This window comes from Methylobacterium amylolyticum, assembly GCF_030700245.1.
GTDB lineage: Bacteria > Pseudomonadota > Alphaproteobacteria > Rhizobiales > Beijerinckiaceae > Methylobacterium.
The window spans coordinates 36,360-48,847 of record NZ_JAUYZI010000033.1 but is presented as its reverse complement, the minus strand read 5'-3'; the positions used below and the strand labels follow the sequence as shown (position 1 = coordinate 48,847).

Here is a 12,488-nt window from a genome sequence, read left to right as displayed (position 1 = left end):
TCAGTGCCTCGTCTCCGCCGTGCGCGGCCCACCATCATTGGCCGCGCGCGGCTTGATGGTCGGCTCGTCGTCCGGGGCCCGCAGGCGATAGCCGACGCCGGTCTCGGTGAGGAGAATGCGCGGACGCTCGGGGTCGGCCTCAAGCTTCTGGCGGAGCTGGCGCACGTAGACGCGAAGGTATTGCGGATCGGACGAGACCGAAACCGTGTGCATGAGTTGCGCGTGGGTGAGCACCTTGCCGGCATGGAGCACGAGCACGCGCAGGAAGTCGTACTCCCGCGGGGTCAGCTTCACCTCGACGTCGTCGACCTTGACGATTCTGCGGACGAGATCGACGCTGAGGCCGTCGACCCGGAACACCGGACGCTCGCCGCGCTGGACGAGTTGGTGGCGCAGGGCGGCGCGCAGCCGTGCCAGGAGCTCGGCCATGCCGAACGGCTTGGTGACGTAGTCGTCCGCGCCGAGGTCGAGGGCCTCGACCTTGCCGCCCTCGTCGTCCCGGCTGGACAGGACCACGACCGGCAGGCCGGGATGGGCGGCCCGGATCGCGCGCAGGAGATCGTGGCCGCGCATGTCCGGCAGGCCGAGGTCGAGCAGGACGAGGTCCACGCCCTCCCGCCCGAGCACCTCCAGAGCGGTCGCCCCGTTGGGCGCCTCCAGGATGGCGTAACCCTGGGTCGAGAGGCCCGTGCGCAGCAGCTTGCGGATCGGCGGCTCGTCGTCGATCACGAGAACGGTCGGGCTCATGCGGCGATGTCCTTCGCGCCCCGGGCCGGGACGGGCAGTGTCACGGTGAAGACCGCGCCCGGCCGGTCACGCCGGTTGGCCGCGGTGACGGTGCCGCCCATCGCCTCGACGAAGCCGCGCGCGATGGCCAGGCCCAGGCCGGTGCCGGCGCGGACACGGTCGCTCTTGCGCACCCGGTAGAACTTGTCGAACAGGCGCTCGACGTCCGCCTCCGGGATGCCCTGACCCTCGTCGAGGATCTCGATGCGGACCGACCGTCCGTCCCGGCGTGCCCGCACCGTCACGGTCGTGTCCTCCGGCGCATACTTCGCGGCGTTGTCGAGAAGGTTGACCAGCACCTGCTCGAACAGGACCGGGTCGAGCCGCAGGGTCGGCAGGTCGGGGGCCATCTCCGCGGCGACCCTGTGCCCGCACAGGACCTTCTCGACCCGCCTCAGGGCCGTGTCGACGGTCTCGGCCACGTCCTGCGGCGCGAGGTTCGGCGCCACGGCGCCAGCCTCCAGTCGGGTCATGTCGAGGAGGTTCACGATGAAGCGGTTGAGCCGCTCCGATTCCTCGATGACGGTCGAGAGGAGGTCGGCCTTGGCCTCCGGGTCCAGGACCGCGTCGAGGTCGCGCAGCGTGCTGGCGGCCCCGAGCACGGAGGCGAGCGGCGTGCGCAGGTCGTGGCTGATCGAGGTCAGGAGCGCCTGGCGCAGGCGGTCGGTCTCGGCGGCGCGCTCGGCCCGGTCGAGATCCTCCACCAGTCGCACGCGCTCGATGGCGAGCGCGCCCATGTCGGCCAGCGCATCGAACAGGCGGCGGCCCTCCGGCGTGAGGATCGGTCCGGTCCCGTCCGCGTCGAGGCCGACCACCCCGACGATGCCGCGCCCGGTCCGCATCGGCAGGAACAGACGTCTGGCGCCGGGCAGCGTGTCGGCGCCGCGGCCGGCCGGGCGGTCGTTGTCGAAGGCCCACTGCGCTGCCGCCACGTCGGCCCCGTCCAGCATGTCCTCCGGCGGGTAGCCGGCCCGGACATCGACGGCCTCGCCCTCGGGCAGGAGCAGCACGACGCGGACCTTCAGGATCGCCGCGACCTGGGCCGAGGTCGCCCAGAGCACGTCGTCGAGGGTGCCGCAGGCGGCGAGCTTGCGCGCGAACCCGAACAGCCGCTCGGTCGCTCGCGCCCGTCCCTGGCTCACCATCGCCGTCGACCGCGCGCGGGCGGCGAGGTTCGAGACGAGCACGGCCACCAGGGTGAAGAGCAGGAAGGCGGCGACGTTGGTCGGGTCGGCGATGGTGAGGGTGTAGACCGGCGGCAGGAAGAAGAAGTTGTAGGCCAGCGACGCGGCCATCACGGCGGCGAGCGCCGGACCCAGGCCCCACCGGACGGCGACGCCCACGACGGCGGTGAGCAGGAACAGGTCGGCGTTCTCGACGCCCGCGTAGGGCTGGGCCACGATAGCGGCACCGAGGCCGCCCCCCACCGCGGCCAGCGCGACGAGGTAGGGCCTCGCGTCGAAGCTCGCGCGCGGCGCGGCCGTCGCCACCGCCCGCCGGGCCGGCTTCTCCGGCGGCACGGCCTCGCCGGGCACGACGTGGACGCTGATGTTGCCCCCGTCCCGCACGAGGTCGTGCACCACGGAGCCGTTGACCAGTTCGAACAGGCGGGAGCGCTCGGACTTGCCGACCACGACGTGGTTGACGTTGGCCGAGCGGGCGTAGGCGAGGATGTCGTCGGCGATGCGGCGGCCGCCGGGGAGCGTGACGGCGTCGCCCCCGAGCGTGTCGGCGAGCCGCAAGGCCTCGGCGATGCGGTCGCGCTGGGCCTCGCTCAACGAGGCCGCCCGCGCTCCCTCCACCACCAGGGCGGTCCAGGGCGCGTGCAGGCGGTCGGCGAGGCGCTTGGTGTAGCGCACGAGGCCCGCCGCGCGGGGATCCTCGCTCACGCAGACCAGCACGCGTTCCCCTGCCGCCCAGGGGCCGGCGACGGCGTTGGCCCGCATGTGGCCGAGCAGCTCGTCGTCGACCCGGTCGGCGGTCCGCCGAAGCGCCAGCTCCCGCAGGGCCGTCAGGTTGCCGCGGGAGAAGTAGTGCTTGAGCGCGCGCTCGGCGTTGGTCGGCACGTAGACCTTGCCCGCCTTCAGGCGCTCGATCAGGTCGTCGGGGTTGAGGTCCACGACCTCGATGTCGTCGGCCCGGTCGAGGACGCCGTCCGGCACGGTCTCGCGGACGCGGATGCGGGTGATCGAGGCGACGACGTCGTTGAGGCTCTCGACGTGCTGGATGTTGAGGGTCGTCAGGACGTCGATGCCGGCATCGAGCAGTTCCTCGACGTCCTGGTAGCGCTTCGGGTGGCGCGAGCCCGGAGCGTTGGTGTGGGCGAGCTCGTCCACCAGGGCGACCTGCGGCCGGCGGGCCAGCAGCGCGTCGAGGTCCATCTCCTGCAGGACGGTGCCGTGATACGGCACGGACCGCCGGGGGATCGCCTCGAAGCCGTCGATCAGGGCCTCGGTCTCGGCCCGGCCGTGGGTCTCGACGACGCCGATCACCACGTCGGCGCCGGCCTTCAGCCGCGCGCGGCCGATGGTCAGCATCTCGTAGGTCTTGCCGACGCCGGGGGCGGCGCCGAGGAACACCTTGAGCCGGCCGCGGGTCCGCTCCTCCCGGCGCGCCGCTTCGAGCAGCGCGTCGGGCGAGGGGCGGTTCGGGTCGCGGCCGGTCTCGGGCATGCTCGCTCCTCAGCGCTTCGCCATATCGTCCAGGGCGAGGTTGAGCGCGAGGACGTTGACGCGCGGCTCGCCGAGCAGGCCCAGCGTCCGGCCCTGCACCTGGCCGGCGACGAGGTCGCGCAGCTTGTCCTCGGGCAGATTCCGGGCCTTGGCGACGCGCGGCACCTGGAACAGGGCGGCGTCGGGGGAGATGTCCGGGTCGAGGCCCGAGCCGCTGGTCGTAACGAGGTCGACCGGCACGGGCCGGCCGGGATTCTCGGCCTTGAGCGCGTCGAGGTCGCCCTTGACGCGCTCGGCGAGCGCCGCGCTCGTCGGGCCGAGGTTCGAGCCCGAGGAGTTCGCCGCGTTGTAGGGCGCCGGCACCGTCTTCGAGGCGTCTGCGGGGTCGGCCGCCGTGGTCGCCGAGGGGCGGCCGTGGAAGTAATCGGCCCCGGTGAAGGTCTGGCCGACCAGCGACGAGCCGACGACCTTTCCGCCACGCTCGATCAGGCTGCCGGCGGCCTTCGCCGGGAAGATGGCACCGGCGAGCCCCGTCATCGCGAGGGGGTAGGCGAGGCCGGTGACCGCCGTGAGGGCCAGGAGCAGGACGAGGGCGGGGCGAAGCTGGTTCAGCATGGGAGGTCTCCGGGACCATAGAGCGCACGCCGCCGAGGTGGACACCGGCTCGGCGCAGGAGAGCGCGTCAGAACAAGGGCTCTAGGCGAGATGGAGGGCGCTGACGGCGAGGTCGATGGCCTTGATGCCGACGAAGGGCACGAGGACACCGCCGAGGCCGTAGATCAGCAGGTTGCGCCGCAGCAGCGCGGCCGCGCCGACGGCCCGGTAGGTGACGCCGCGCAGGGCGAGCGGGATCAGAGCCACGATGATCAGCGCGTTGAAGATGATAGCCGACAGGATCGCGCTCTGCGGCGAGGCGAGGTGCATGACGTTCAGCGCCTGGAGCTGCGGGTAGAGCGTCAGGAACATCGCCGGGATGATGGCAAAATACTTCGCCACGTCGTTGGCGATGGAGAAGGTCGTCAGGGCACCGCGGGTCATCAGCAACTGCTTGCCGATGCCGACGATCTCGATGAGCTTGGTCGGGTCGCTGTCGAGGTCGACCATGTTGCCGGCCTCGCGGGCCGCCACCGTGCCGGTGTTCATGGCGACGCCGACATCGGCCTGGGCCAGCGCCGGGGCGTCGTTGGTGCCGTCGCCGCACATGGCCACGAGCTTGCCCTGCGCCTGCTCCCTGCGGATCAGCGCGAGCTTGTCCTCCGGGGTGGCCTGGGCGAGGAAATCGTCCACCCCCGCCTCGGCCGCGATGGCGGCGGCGGTCATCGGGTTGTCGCCGGTGATCATCACCGTGCGGATGCCCATCCGGCGCAGTTCGGCGAAGCGGTCGCGGATGCCGCCCTTCACGATGTCCTTGAGATGGACGACGCCGAGCAGGCGGCCGTCCCGGGCCACGGCGAGGGGCGTGCCGCCGGCCTTGGCGATCTCCTCCGCGATGGCGCGGATCTCGGTCACGACGCCGGCCTCGGCCTCGGGGCGGACGGCCAGGGCGACGTTGGAGCCGCGCGACGGGACCGGCTGGCCCGAGACCGAGGCGATGACGGCGTCGACCGCGCCCTTGCGGATCGAGATGCCGTGCAGGTCGACCCCCGACATCCGCGACTGCGCGGTGAACGGCACGAAGGTGGCATTCAGGCTCGCCATGTCCCGGGCGCGGATGCCGTAGGTCTCCTTGGCCAGTACGACGATGGAGCGGCCCTCCGGCGTTTCGTCCGCCAGGGAGGCGAGTTGGGCCGCATCGGCGAGATCCTGCGCGGTGACGCCGCGGACGGGGCGGAACTCGGTCGCCTGCCGGTTGCCCAGGGTGATCGTTCCGGTCTTGTCGAGGAGCAGGGTGTCGACGTCGCCCGCCGCCTCGACGGCACGGCCCGACATGGCGAGCACGTTGAACCGCACCAGCCGGTCCATGCCGGCGATGCCGATGGCCGAGAGCAGCGCGCCGATCGTCGTCGGGATCAGGGTGACGAACAGGGCGACCAGCACGATCACGGGGATCGATCCGCCCGCGTAGCTCGCGAAGCTCGGGATCGAGGCCACCGCGAAGACGAACACGAGGGTCAGCCCGGCGAGCAGGATGTTGAGGGCGATCTCGTTCGGCGTCTTCTGCCGGGACGCGCCCTCGACCAGCGCGATCATGCGGTCGACGAAGGTGGATCCGGCGGCGGCCGTGATGCGGACCTCGATCTCGTCGGAGAGCACCTGCGTGCCGCCGGTCACCGCCGAGCGGTCGCCGCCGGATTCCCGGATCACCGGGGCGGATTCGCCGGTGATGGCCGCCTCGTTGACGGAGGCGACGCCCGCGATGACCTCGCCGTCGGAGGGGATCAGGTCGCCCGCCTCCACGAGGACGACGTCGCCGACCTTGAGGGCGGTGCCGGGCACGCGCTCGTAGGCCCGGCCCTGGCCGGTCAGCCGCTTGGCGGTCATCTCGGTGCGGGTGCGCCGCAGGCTGTCGGCCTGCGCCTTGCCGCGCCCTTCCGCGAGCGCCTCGGCGAAGTTGGCGAAGATCAGGGTGAACCACAGCCAGAGGATGATCTGGCCGGAGAAGAGCAGGTCGCTGCCGCCGGTGGCGAGGTCGCGTGCGAACAGCACGGTGGTCAGGACGGCCACGACCTCGACCACGAACATGACCGGGTTGCGGATCATGGCGCGGGGATCGAGCTTCCTGATCGAGCCGAGGAGGGCCGGCCCGACGAGGGCGGCGCTGAAGAGCGATGAGGTTTGGCGGGACATGGCGTGAGGTGTCCGGAGGGGGGTGGTGGGGCCAGGCCTCGCGGGCCGGGCCTGCCTTGGTTCAGGGAGCGGCCGCGCCGTAGGTCAGGACGAAGGCGGCGGCGAGGGCGAGGCCGCCGAGCATCACGACGCCGAGCAGCGCCAGGACGAGGTCGGAAAGCCTGGCCGGCCCGGGGTTCGATCCCGTCCGGGGCTCTTCCCCCGGCTCGGCGTCCGGCCTCGTCGAGGATCTCCCCCGCGGCGATGGAGGCCGGTGGATCATCAGGTGATGGCGCGGCACGCGCCGAGGGAAGGCGCGGGGCATCTCAGCCCCCCGTCGAGAAGGTCTGGCCCGCCGCGCCCGCGAGGTGCTCGACGATGGGGCCGAGCGCCAGGGACGGGAAGAAGGTCAGGCCGCCGACGATGAGGATCACGCCCACGAGGAGGCCGACGAACAGGCCGCCATGGGTCGGGAACGTGCCCGCCGAGGCCGGGAGCGTCTTCTTGCCCGCGAGCGAGCCGGCGATGGCCAGGGCCGGGATGATCACGAAGAACCGGCCGACCAGCATGCCGACGGCGAGCAGGCTGTTGTAGAACAGCGTGTTCCCGCTCAGGCCGCCGAAGGCGGACCCGTTGTTCGCCGCCGCCGAGGTGAAGGCGTACAGGATCTCCGAGAAGCCGTGCGGGCCGGCGTTGGCGGGGCCGGCGAGGCCGGCGGCCGCCACGGTCGCGACGGCGGTGCCGCCCAGCATCATCAGCGGCAGGCACAGGATGGCGAGCATGGCCATCTTCACCTCGCGCGACTCGATCTTCTTGCCGAGATACTCGGGGGTACGACCGACCATCAGGCCGGCCACGAAGATCGTGATGACGACGAACACGAGCATGCCGTAGAGGCCGGCGCCGACGCCGCCGACGATGATCTCGCCGAGCTGCATGTTGAGCAGCGGGATGAGGCCGCCGAGCGCCGTGAACGAGTCGTGCATGGCGTTCACCGCGCCGCAGGAGGCGGCGGTCGTGACCACCGCGAACAGCGCCGAGGCGACGATGCCGAAGCGGACCTCCTTGCCCTCCATGTTGCCGCCGGTCAGCCCGAAGCTGTTGAGCACCGCGCTGCCGTCGGCCTCGGCCCAGTAGGTGACGGCGACGCCGGCCACGAACAGCACCGTCATGGCGCCCAGGATGGCCCAGCCCTGGCGCTCGTCCCCGACCATCCGGCCGAAGACGTTGGTCAGCGCGGCGCCGAGCGCGAAGATCGAGACGATCTGCACGAAGTTCGACAAGGCGGTGGGGTTCTCGAACGGGTGCGCGGCGTTGGCGTTGAAGAAGCCGCCGCCGTTGGTGCCGAGCATCTTGATCGCCACCTGGCTGGCCACCGGGCCGACCGCGATGGTCTGCTTGGCGCCCTCAAGGGTCGTCGCGTCGACGTAGGCCCCGAGGGTCTGCGGCATGCCCTGCGAGACGAGGAACAGGGTATAGACGATGCAGAGCGGCAGCAGCACGTAGAGGGTGCAGCGGGTCAGATCGACCCAGAACGAGCCCACCGTCTTGGCAGAGGCCCGACTGAACCCACGGATCAGGGCGACGGCGAGCGCGATGCCGGTGGCCGCCGACAGGAAGTTCTGGTGCGTCAGCCCCAGCATCTGGCTGAGGTACGAGAGCGTGCTCTCGCCGCCGTAGTTCTGCCAGTTCGTGTTGGTGACGAAGCTCGCCGCGGTGTTGAAGGCGAGGTCGGGCGCGACCGCCGACTGTCCCATCGGGTTGAACGGCAGCACGTCCTGCAGGCGCAGCACGGCGTACAGCAGCAGGAACCCCAGCACGTGGAAAGCGAGCATGGCGAGGCCGTAGCCCAGCCAGGTCTGCTCGTGGCGGGCGTCGATGCCGGCGACGCGGTAGAGTCCGCGCTCGACGGGTGCGAGCACGGGCGAGAGGAATGTGCGCTCCCCGGTGAAGACGCGGGTCATGTAGGCCCCGAGCGGCTTCACGAGCGCCAGGACGACCGCGCAGAACAGCGCGATCTGTATCCAGCCGTTGGTTGTCATAGGGGAGGTCCGTCGGGCCGCTCAGAACCGCTCGGGGCGGACGAGGGCGTAGGTGAGGTAGACGAGGAGGCCGGCGGTCACGAGGGCGCCGAGGGCGAGGTCGAGGGTCATGGCGGCGTGCCTCAGAGGCGTTCGCAGAGCACGGCGTAGCCGGCCGCCGCGGCGAAGAACGCGAGGCCGCCGGCGATGAAGACGATGTCGAGCATGTTGGTCAGATCCGGTTCGGCCGGCCGGCCGCGGGATCGCCGCGATCAGCCTCGGCCGACCCGGAATGTGGACGGGAACCGCATTAGGGTTCGAGACGGACGGACGGGCGATCCTATAAGGAAGCCGTTAGGATCGATCCGATTCCGGTCTGCCCGCGCTGTCCGGACAGGTCCCTGGACGCAGGGCGGCGCGCAGTTCCCGGCAAGCGCCGGGCCTGTCGATGTGCGCCGCCCGATGGCAGGCCGCACGCCACAGAGCCCGGTCGACGCGGACCACACGCGTGTCCGCGCCGGCGAAGCCGCCGAACGAGAGGCCGCAGGCGGTGCAGCGGCCGACGATGCGTCGGAGCGCGGCGGCGCCCGTCGCCACCCCCGCTTCGGTCGCCGTTCCCGCTTCGGTCGCCATTCCCGCTTCGGTCGTCTTGGAGGCGGAGGGTGACCTTGGGTTCGGGGCGGGCAACCGGCGGCGAAAGCCGGGGCGGGAACCGGCGCTCAAGACGCCGGCAGCACGTCGAGGACGTTCGGGGCGAAGACGCGGCCATACCTGCATTCCGCGGCGCTGTGCCGACAGACGATCATCCGGATACTCAACGCGAGCGAAGGCCCGGTGGTGGTGGAGGTCCCGCTTACGCCGTTAGGGAACAAGACGGAGGCGGGCGCCGCGGCATCAGGACGTCATCAGGCGCCGGGGCCGGGTTCCGGCACACATGCCGAGGGCGCCCTGCCGCGTGGGTCGAACCGGCGCCGCGACTGCTCCCCCAAGACGGATCATCGTCGCCGGAATCATCGCTCGCCCGCGAGGCGGTGATCCCTGACAGCGCGCCTGGTCGCGCGGCTCGTGCACAGTCGCCGGTGACACACGCCCCTCCCAGGTGAGCACGGGGCAGCGGAAAGGAGCCCCCGGAAAGGCCGGCGCCCCATTAGACTCGGTGATTTGGCATTGCGGGGACAAAATATGGAAAATCGCAAAAACCCTTGCAATGAATAAAATTTGATCTGCATGGCGCAGTCTTTATAGAGACGGGACGGCGACACTCACATCAACAAAGAGCGGCGGCGTGAATATGTTTCTGAATATTCATAGCTGAAAGACCGACGCAGAAGAATTTACGGGCCTCAAATCTATCTGCCGTATCCGATGATCGGAGCAGGAGTAGGACGACGATGTCGGATACCATGGCGCGCGGCCCGCGCAACCCGAGCCGTGTCATCTTCGTCGTTACGGCGGTGGTGTCCGTTGCGACGGGTTTGATCACCGGCGATATCAGCACCTTCATCCTGACAGTCATCGGATCCGCATTGCTGCTGTGCGGCACTTACGCTGTGATCCGCCGCTGGCTCGGTTGGAAGCCCTTGAGCTTCGATTATCTGTCCGAGATGATTCGACTTTTACCGGGTTGAAGCAAATCTTTGATTGCTCGAATCATCGGGCCTCATCGATAGCTGATGAGTCGTGACCCGCACTAACCGATTTCAGTTCTAATACCGTTTCCGGGTGAACCGTTCGGTGATCCGGCCCCGCGCCGTCATCGCGAGCCGTAGGCGAAGCGACCCAGGGCAGCGCGCGGTCTCAGAACGTCGCGTTGCTGGATTGCTTCGCTTCGCTCGCAAAGACGGCGAGAGTCGATCCCAAACCCTTCAGCCGGACGTCGTATAACAACGTATTTCGTTTAGTTCCCGATTTTTCCCGAACACACTGGGCGGCCATGCCATTCATTCTCACGCTTGCCAGTCTCATCACGGCCAATTTGGCGATCGCAAGTCTATTCTCGCTGGTTGCTGTGTGGGCCGATTGATCGAGATCGACAGACATCCGGCGATAAACCGCCGAACGTCAGCCCGCCCGGGTCGCAGGAGCGGGCGCCTCCGTGCATAGCGCGCACGGTCAGCACCGGGCGCGCCGCCCCCTGCGTGGCGTCGAGCGCGGCTGCCACCGGATGGCCGCCGACCGGAGTTGTCCTCAGGGACGATGAACGGCGCAGAGCTTGTTGCCGTCGGGGTCGCGCACATACGCCAGATGCAGCACGTTCTCTCCGGTGCCGCGGGGCCCGGGCGGATCCTCGATCGACGTGCCGCCGTGGGCGACGGCGGTGTCGTGGAAGGCCTGCACCTGCGCCGGGGACGCGCATTTGAAGCCGACGGTGCCGCCGTTGGCCGGCGTCGCCGCCTCGCCGTCGATCGGCTCGGTGACCATGAAGGTGCCGCCGCCGTGGCGGTAGGTGAGCCGGATGTGGCCGTTGCCAGCCTCGTGCCGAGCCGGCTCTCCGGCCCCGAGTGTCCCGAGCACGGCGTCGTAGAACCGCTTGGCGCGTTCGATATCGTTCGAGCCGACCATGACGTGGTTGATCACGCGCGTTCCTCCCTGTCCCGGCGCGGCTTCGCGCCCCACCCCGCGGAACCGGGTGCGATGCGTGCGCGCCGAGGGCGGTTGTAGATCAATCGACCGGCGCTGCCGACCACCCGGCGAGCGGCGCGGCCGCCGGGTCGAATCGCCTATCTCGACCGATCCGAGCCCGATCGGCCCCGTTGTGCCCGGATCCGCGGCCTCAACGGCTGCCGGGACTTCCACCGGCGCTGCCATTCGGGACGGCCAGCTCCGGGCGCCCCGCGTTGCCGCCGACCGCCGAGTTCGTGAACACGGTGTCGGCACCGGTCGCACCCCGGGGCATGATCAGGTTCTTGACGCCGCCCGTGTTGTTGGTGCCGCCCACGATGAAGCCGTAGGGCCCCGGAATGGACCCGGGCGCCCCACCGCGCGAGACGCCCGCGTAGGGCTGTGCGACGGCAGGCAGGGCGAGCAGTGTCGCGGCGATGGCCAGCGAGAGCGCTTTCATGGTGATCTCTTCGTCCCGTGAACACGCACAACCGTCCGGAGGTGCGCCCATATCCTGCGTGCGGCGACAGCGCCTCGCCCGCGGGGTGAGCGGCGCGGTGCCCGCTCTCCCTAACGCGCCCGGCAACCTCCGGGGCGACCGCATGCGCCGGATCCGGATCACCCGGAGGCGGATACCGCATCCCGGGGGATGCGCGGCAGCCTCGCGGCGCGTCGCCCTGACCCGTTCGACCCGAGACCGTCTCAGCCCGGCCAGCCCAGCGCTGAGCCGGGCCTTTCTGTCCCGGCCTCGATCTCGCCAGCAACCGCGCTTTAACCACCGCGCTGCAACCTGAGGCCACAGCAGCGCGATACCCTCATGCCCCACCGTGCCCCGATCGTCCGCCGAGCCATCCGCGCCGAGACCACGGCCGCCGAGGCCCTGATCCTGGCCGAGCGGATGCGGAGTCTCGGGGCTTGGTGCACGTACTCGGCGCTGACCGAAGCCGCGAACGCCGAGCGGGAGCGTGTGGCGCGGGCGAAGCGGTTGATGACGGCGGACTGGGCCGTGGCCTGACGACATTTCGTTACAGCCCGGCCGGAGCGACGCTGGCGGGGGCTTCTCCCTGCGCCGATGCGCGGTAGGTGCCGGATGGCGGCGCCCCGTCGACCCAAGCGCCGCACTTAACCTTCAGCCCGCCCGGTTCGCCGCGGCGGGTTTTTTATGCCGGCAGGCCTCGCCCGGCGGCCTCGGCCGGGCGCCTATCGTCGTTTCTGAGGGAGGAAATATGGGCCCCGGGACCGAAGTCCCGGGTTCTGTTGCTAGGGCTGCCCTGCCCCCGGAAGGTTACGCCGCGAGGCGCAGGTCTTCCATGCCGACGTTGTCGTTGGCATTTGGAGTTTTGGCCAGGTGCTCGGAACAGGGGTTGCCCGCGCCGAACCGGTCGAGTCCTTACCGAAAGCCGCATCTTATCCCGCCGAAACGGGACAGAACTCGCGATCCCTTTACCGCCCAGTCGAACCTGTTTCGCCCCCATCAGGATCACCCTGGCAACGCGCGACCCGCAACGCCGGGCGCTCGCTCTGCCCCCGTGCGGTATCCGGGGCAGGGTGTTCCTGGTGGAGGCGCCGGGTACCGCCCCCGGGTCCTGAAGCGTTATTACGAACCGGTCATCAACCTCGCAGGCACCCTACCGGACGGATC

The 12,488-nt window shown here is 70.3% G+C and carries 12 protein-coding genes and 1 other RNA gene; 2 read left to right on the top strand and 11 right to left on the bottom strand.

All coding sequences use genetic code 11. The features are described from left to right. The 7 genes from Q8W71_RS21590 to Q8W71_RS21560 all read right to left on the bottom strand — a co-directional run bounded on the left by Q8W71_RS21590 (position 1) and on the right by Q8W71_RS21560 (position 8,377). Positions 1 to 747, bottom strand: a complete 747-nt coding sequence (locus Q8W71_RS21590; protein ID WP_305527467.1) for a response regulator — start codon at positions 745 to 747, stop codon at positions 1 to 3. Continuing rightward, complete coding sequence (locus Q8W71_RS21585; RefSeq protein WP_305527466.1) at positions 744 to 3,458, bottom strand: sensor histidine kinase; 2,715 nt, start codon at positions 3,456 to 3,458, stop codon at positions 744 to 746. The genes Q8W71_RS21590 and Q8W71_RS21585 overlap by 4 nt, the downstream gene beginning before the upstream one ends. A 9-nt stretch (positions 3,459 to 3,467) precedes the next feature. Further along, positions 3,468 to 4,073 carry a K(+)-transporting ATPase subunit C gene (locus Q8W71_RS21580; protein WP_305527465.1) on the bottom strand — a complete coding sequence of 202 codons (606 nt, stop codon included), beginning with the start codon at positions 4,071 to 4,073 and terminating at the stop codon, positions 3,468 to 3,470. An 81-nt stretch (positions 4,074 to 4,154) separates the two neighbouring features. After that, a complete protein-coding gene (gene kdpB / locus Q8W71_RS21575; RefSeq protein WP_305527464.1) occupies positions 4,155 to 6,245 on the bottom strand; it encodes a potassium-transporting ATPase subunit KdpB in 2,091 nt (696 codons plus the stop codon). 61 nt (positions 6,246 to 6,306) lie between these two features. Further along, the gene (locus Q8W71_RS21570; RefSeq protein ID WP_305527463.1) at positions 6,307 to 6,549 is read right to left on the bottom strand and encodes a hypothetical protein; all 243 of its coding nucleotides are present in this window, start codon (positions 6,547 to 6,549) and stop codon (positions 6,307 to 6,309) included. Position 6,550: 1 nt separating this feature from the next. Continuing rightward, positions 6,551 to 8,266 carry a potassium-transporting ATPase subunit KdpA gene (gene kdpA / locus Q8W71_RS21565; RefSeq protein WP_305527462.1) on the bottom strand — a complete coding sequence of 572 codons (1,716 nt, stop codon included), beginning with the start codon at positions 8,264 to 8,266 and terminating at the stop codon, positions 6,551 to 6,553. 21 nt (positions 8,267 to 8,287) lie between these two features. Next, the gene (locus Q8W71_RS21560; protein WP_017484418.1) at positions 8,288 to 8,377 is read right to left on the bottom strand and encodes a K(+)-transporting ATPase subunit F; all 90 of its coding nucleotides are present in this window, start codon (positions 8,375 to 8,377) and stop codon (positions 8,288 to 8,290) included. A gap of 1,259 nt (positions 8,378 to 9,636) precedes the next feature. On the opposite strand from Q8W71_RS21560, the gene Q8W71_RS21555 reads away from it, so the two are divergent. Next, positions 9,637 to 9,873 carry a hypothetical protein gene (locus Q8W71_RS21555; protein ID WP_305527461.1) on the top strand — a complete coding sequence of 79 codons (237 nt, stop codon included), beginning with the start codon at positions 9,637 to 9,639 and terminating at the stop codon, positions 9,871 to 9,873. A gap of 169 nt (positions 9,874 to 10,042) precedes the next feature. On the opposite strand, the gene Q8W71_RS21550 is transcribed toward Q8W71_RS21555, so the two are convergent. From Q8W71_RS21550 to Q8W71_RS21540, 3 genes are all read right to left on the bottom strand, one after another. Further along, positions 10,043 to 10,285 (bottom strand): hypothetical protein, encoded by a 243-nt coding sequence (locus tag Q8W71_RS21550; protein WP_305527460.1) that lies wholly within the window; start codon positions 10,283 to 10,285, stop codon positions 10,043 to 10,045. A gap of 147 nt (positions 10,286 to 10,432) precedes the next feature. Beyond that, positions 10,433 to 10,822: a VOC family protein gene (locus Q8W71_RS21545; protein ID WP_305527493.1), complete on the bottom strand. Its 390-nt coding sequence runs from the start codon at positions 10,820 to 10,822 to the stop codon at positions 10,433 to 10,435. A gap of 196 nt (positions 10,823 to 11,018) precedes the next feature. Further along, positions 11,019 to 11,306, bottom strand: coding sequence for a hypothetical protein (locus tag Q8W71_RS21540; RefSeq protein WP_305527459.1), 288 nt, complete (start codon positions 11,304 to 11,306; stop codon positions 11,019 to 11,021). A gap of 357 nt (positions 11,307 to 11,663) precedes the next feature. Here Q8W71_RS21540 and Q8W71_RS21535 point away from each other — a divergent pair, with 357 nt between their 5' ends. After that, on the top strand, positions 11,664 to 11,861 hold the full coding sequence (locus tag Q8W71_RS21535; protein ID WP_305527458.1) for a hypothetical protein: 198 nt from the start codon (positions 11,664 to 11,666) through the stop codon (positions 11,859 to 11,861). Between the two features lie 420 nt (positions 11,862 to 12,281). Here Q8W71_RS21535 and ssrA read toward each other — a convergent pair. After that, positions 12,282 to 12,453: a transfer-messenger RNA gene (gene ssrA, locus Q8W71_RS33075) on the bottom strand. Positions 12,454 to 12,488: the final 35 nt, after the last annotated feature.

Bases quoted from the DNA above. Each gene is read 5' to 3' on its own strand.
- Q8W71_RS21590 (WP_305527467.1), bottom strand. From the start codon at position 747: ATGAGCCCGACCGTTCTCGTGATCGACGACGAGCCGCCGATCCGCAAG.
- Q8W71_RS21585 (WP_305527466.1), bottom strand. From the start codon at position 3,458: ATGCCCGAGACCGGCCGCGACCCGAACCGCCCCTCGCCCGACGCGCTG.
- Q8W71_RS21580 (WP_305527465.1), bottom strand. From the start codon at position 4,073: ATGCTGAACCAGCTTCGCCCCGCCCTCGTCCTGCTCCTGGCCCTCACG.
- kdpB (WP_305527464.1), bottom strand. From the start codon at position 6,245: ATGTCCCGCCAAACCTCATCGCTCTTCAGCGCCGCCCTCGTCGGGCCG.
- Q8W71_RS21570 (WP_305527463.1), bottom strand. From the start codon at position 6,549: ATGCCCCGCGCCTTCCCTCGGCGCGTGCCGCGCCATCACCTGATGATC.
- kdpA (WP_305527462.1), bottom strand. From the start codon at position 8,266: ATGACAACCAACGGCTGGATACAGATCGCGCTGTTCTGCGCGGTCGTC.
- Q8W71_RS21560 (WP_017484418.1), bottom strand. From the start codon at position 8,377: ATGACCCTCGACCTCGCCCTCGGCGCCCTCGTGACCGCCGGCCTCCTC.
- Q8W71_RS21555 (WP_305527461.1), top strand. From the start codon at position 9,637: ATGTCGGATACCATGGCGCGCGGCCCGCGCAACCCGAGCCGTGTCATC.
- Q8W71_RS21550 (WP_305527460.1), bottom strand. From the start codon at position 10,285: ATGTCTGTCGATCTCGATCAATCGGCCCACACAGCAACCAGCGAGAAT.
- Q8W71_RS21540 (WP_305527459.1), bottom strand. From the start codon at position 11,306: ATGAAAGCGCTCTCGCTGGCCATCGCCGCGACACTGCTCGCCCTGCCT.
- Q8W71_RS21535 (WP_305527458.1), top strand. From the start codon at position 11,664: ATGCCCCACCGTGCCCCGATCGTCCGCCGAGCCATCCGCGCCGAGACC.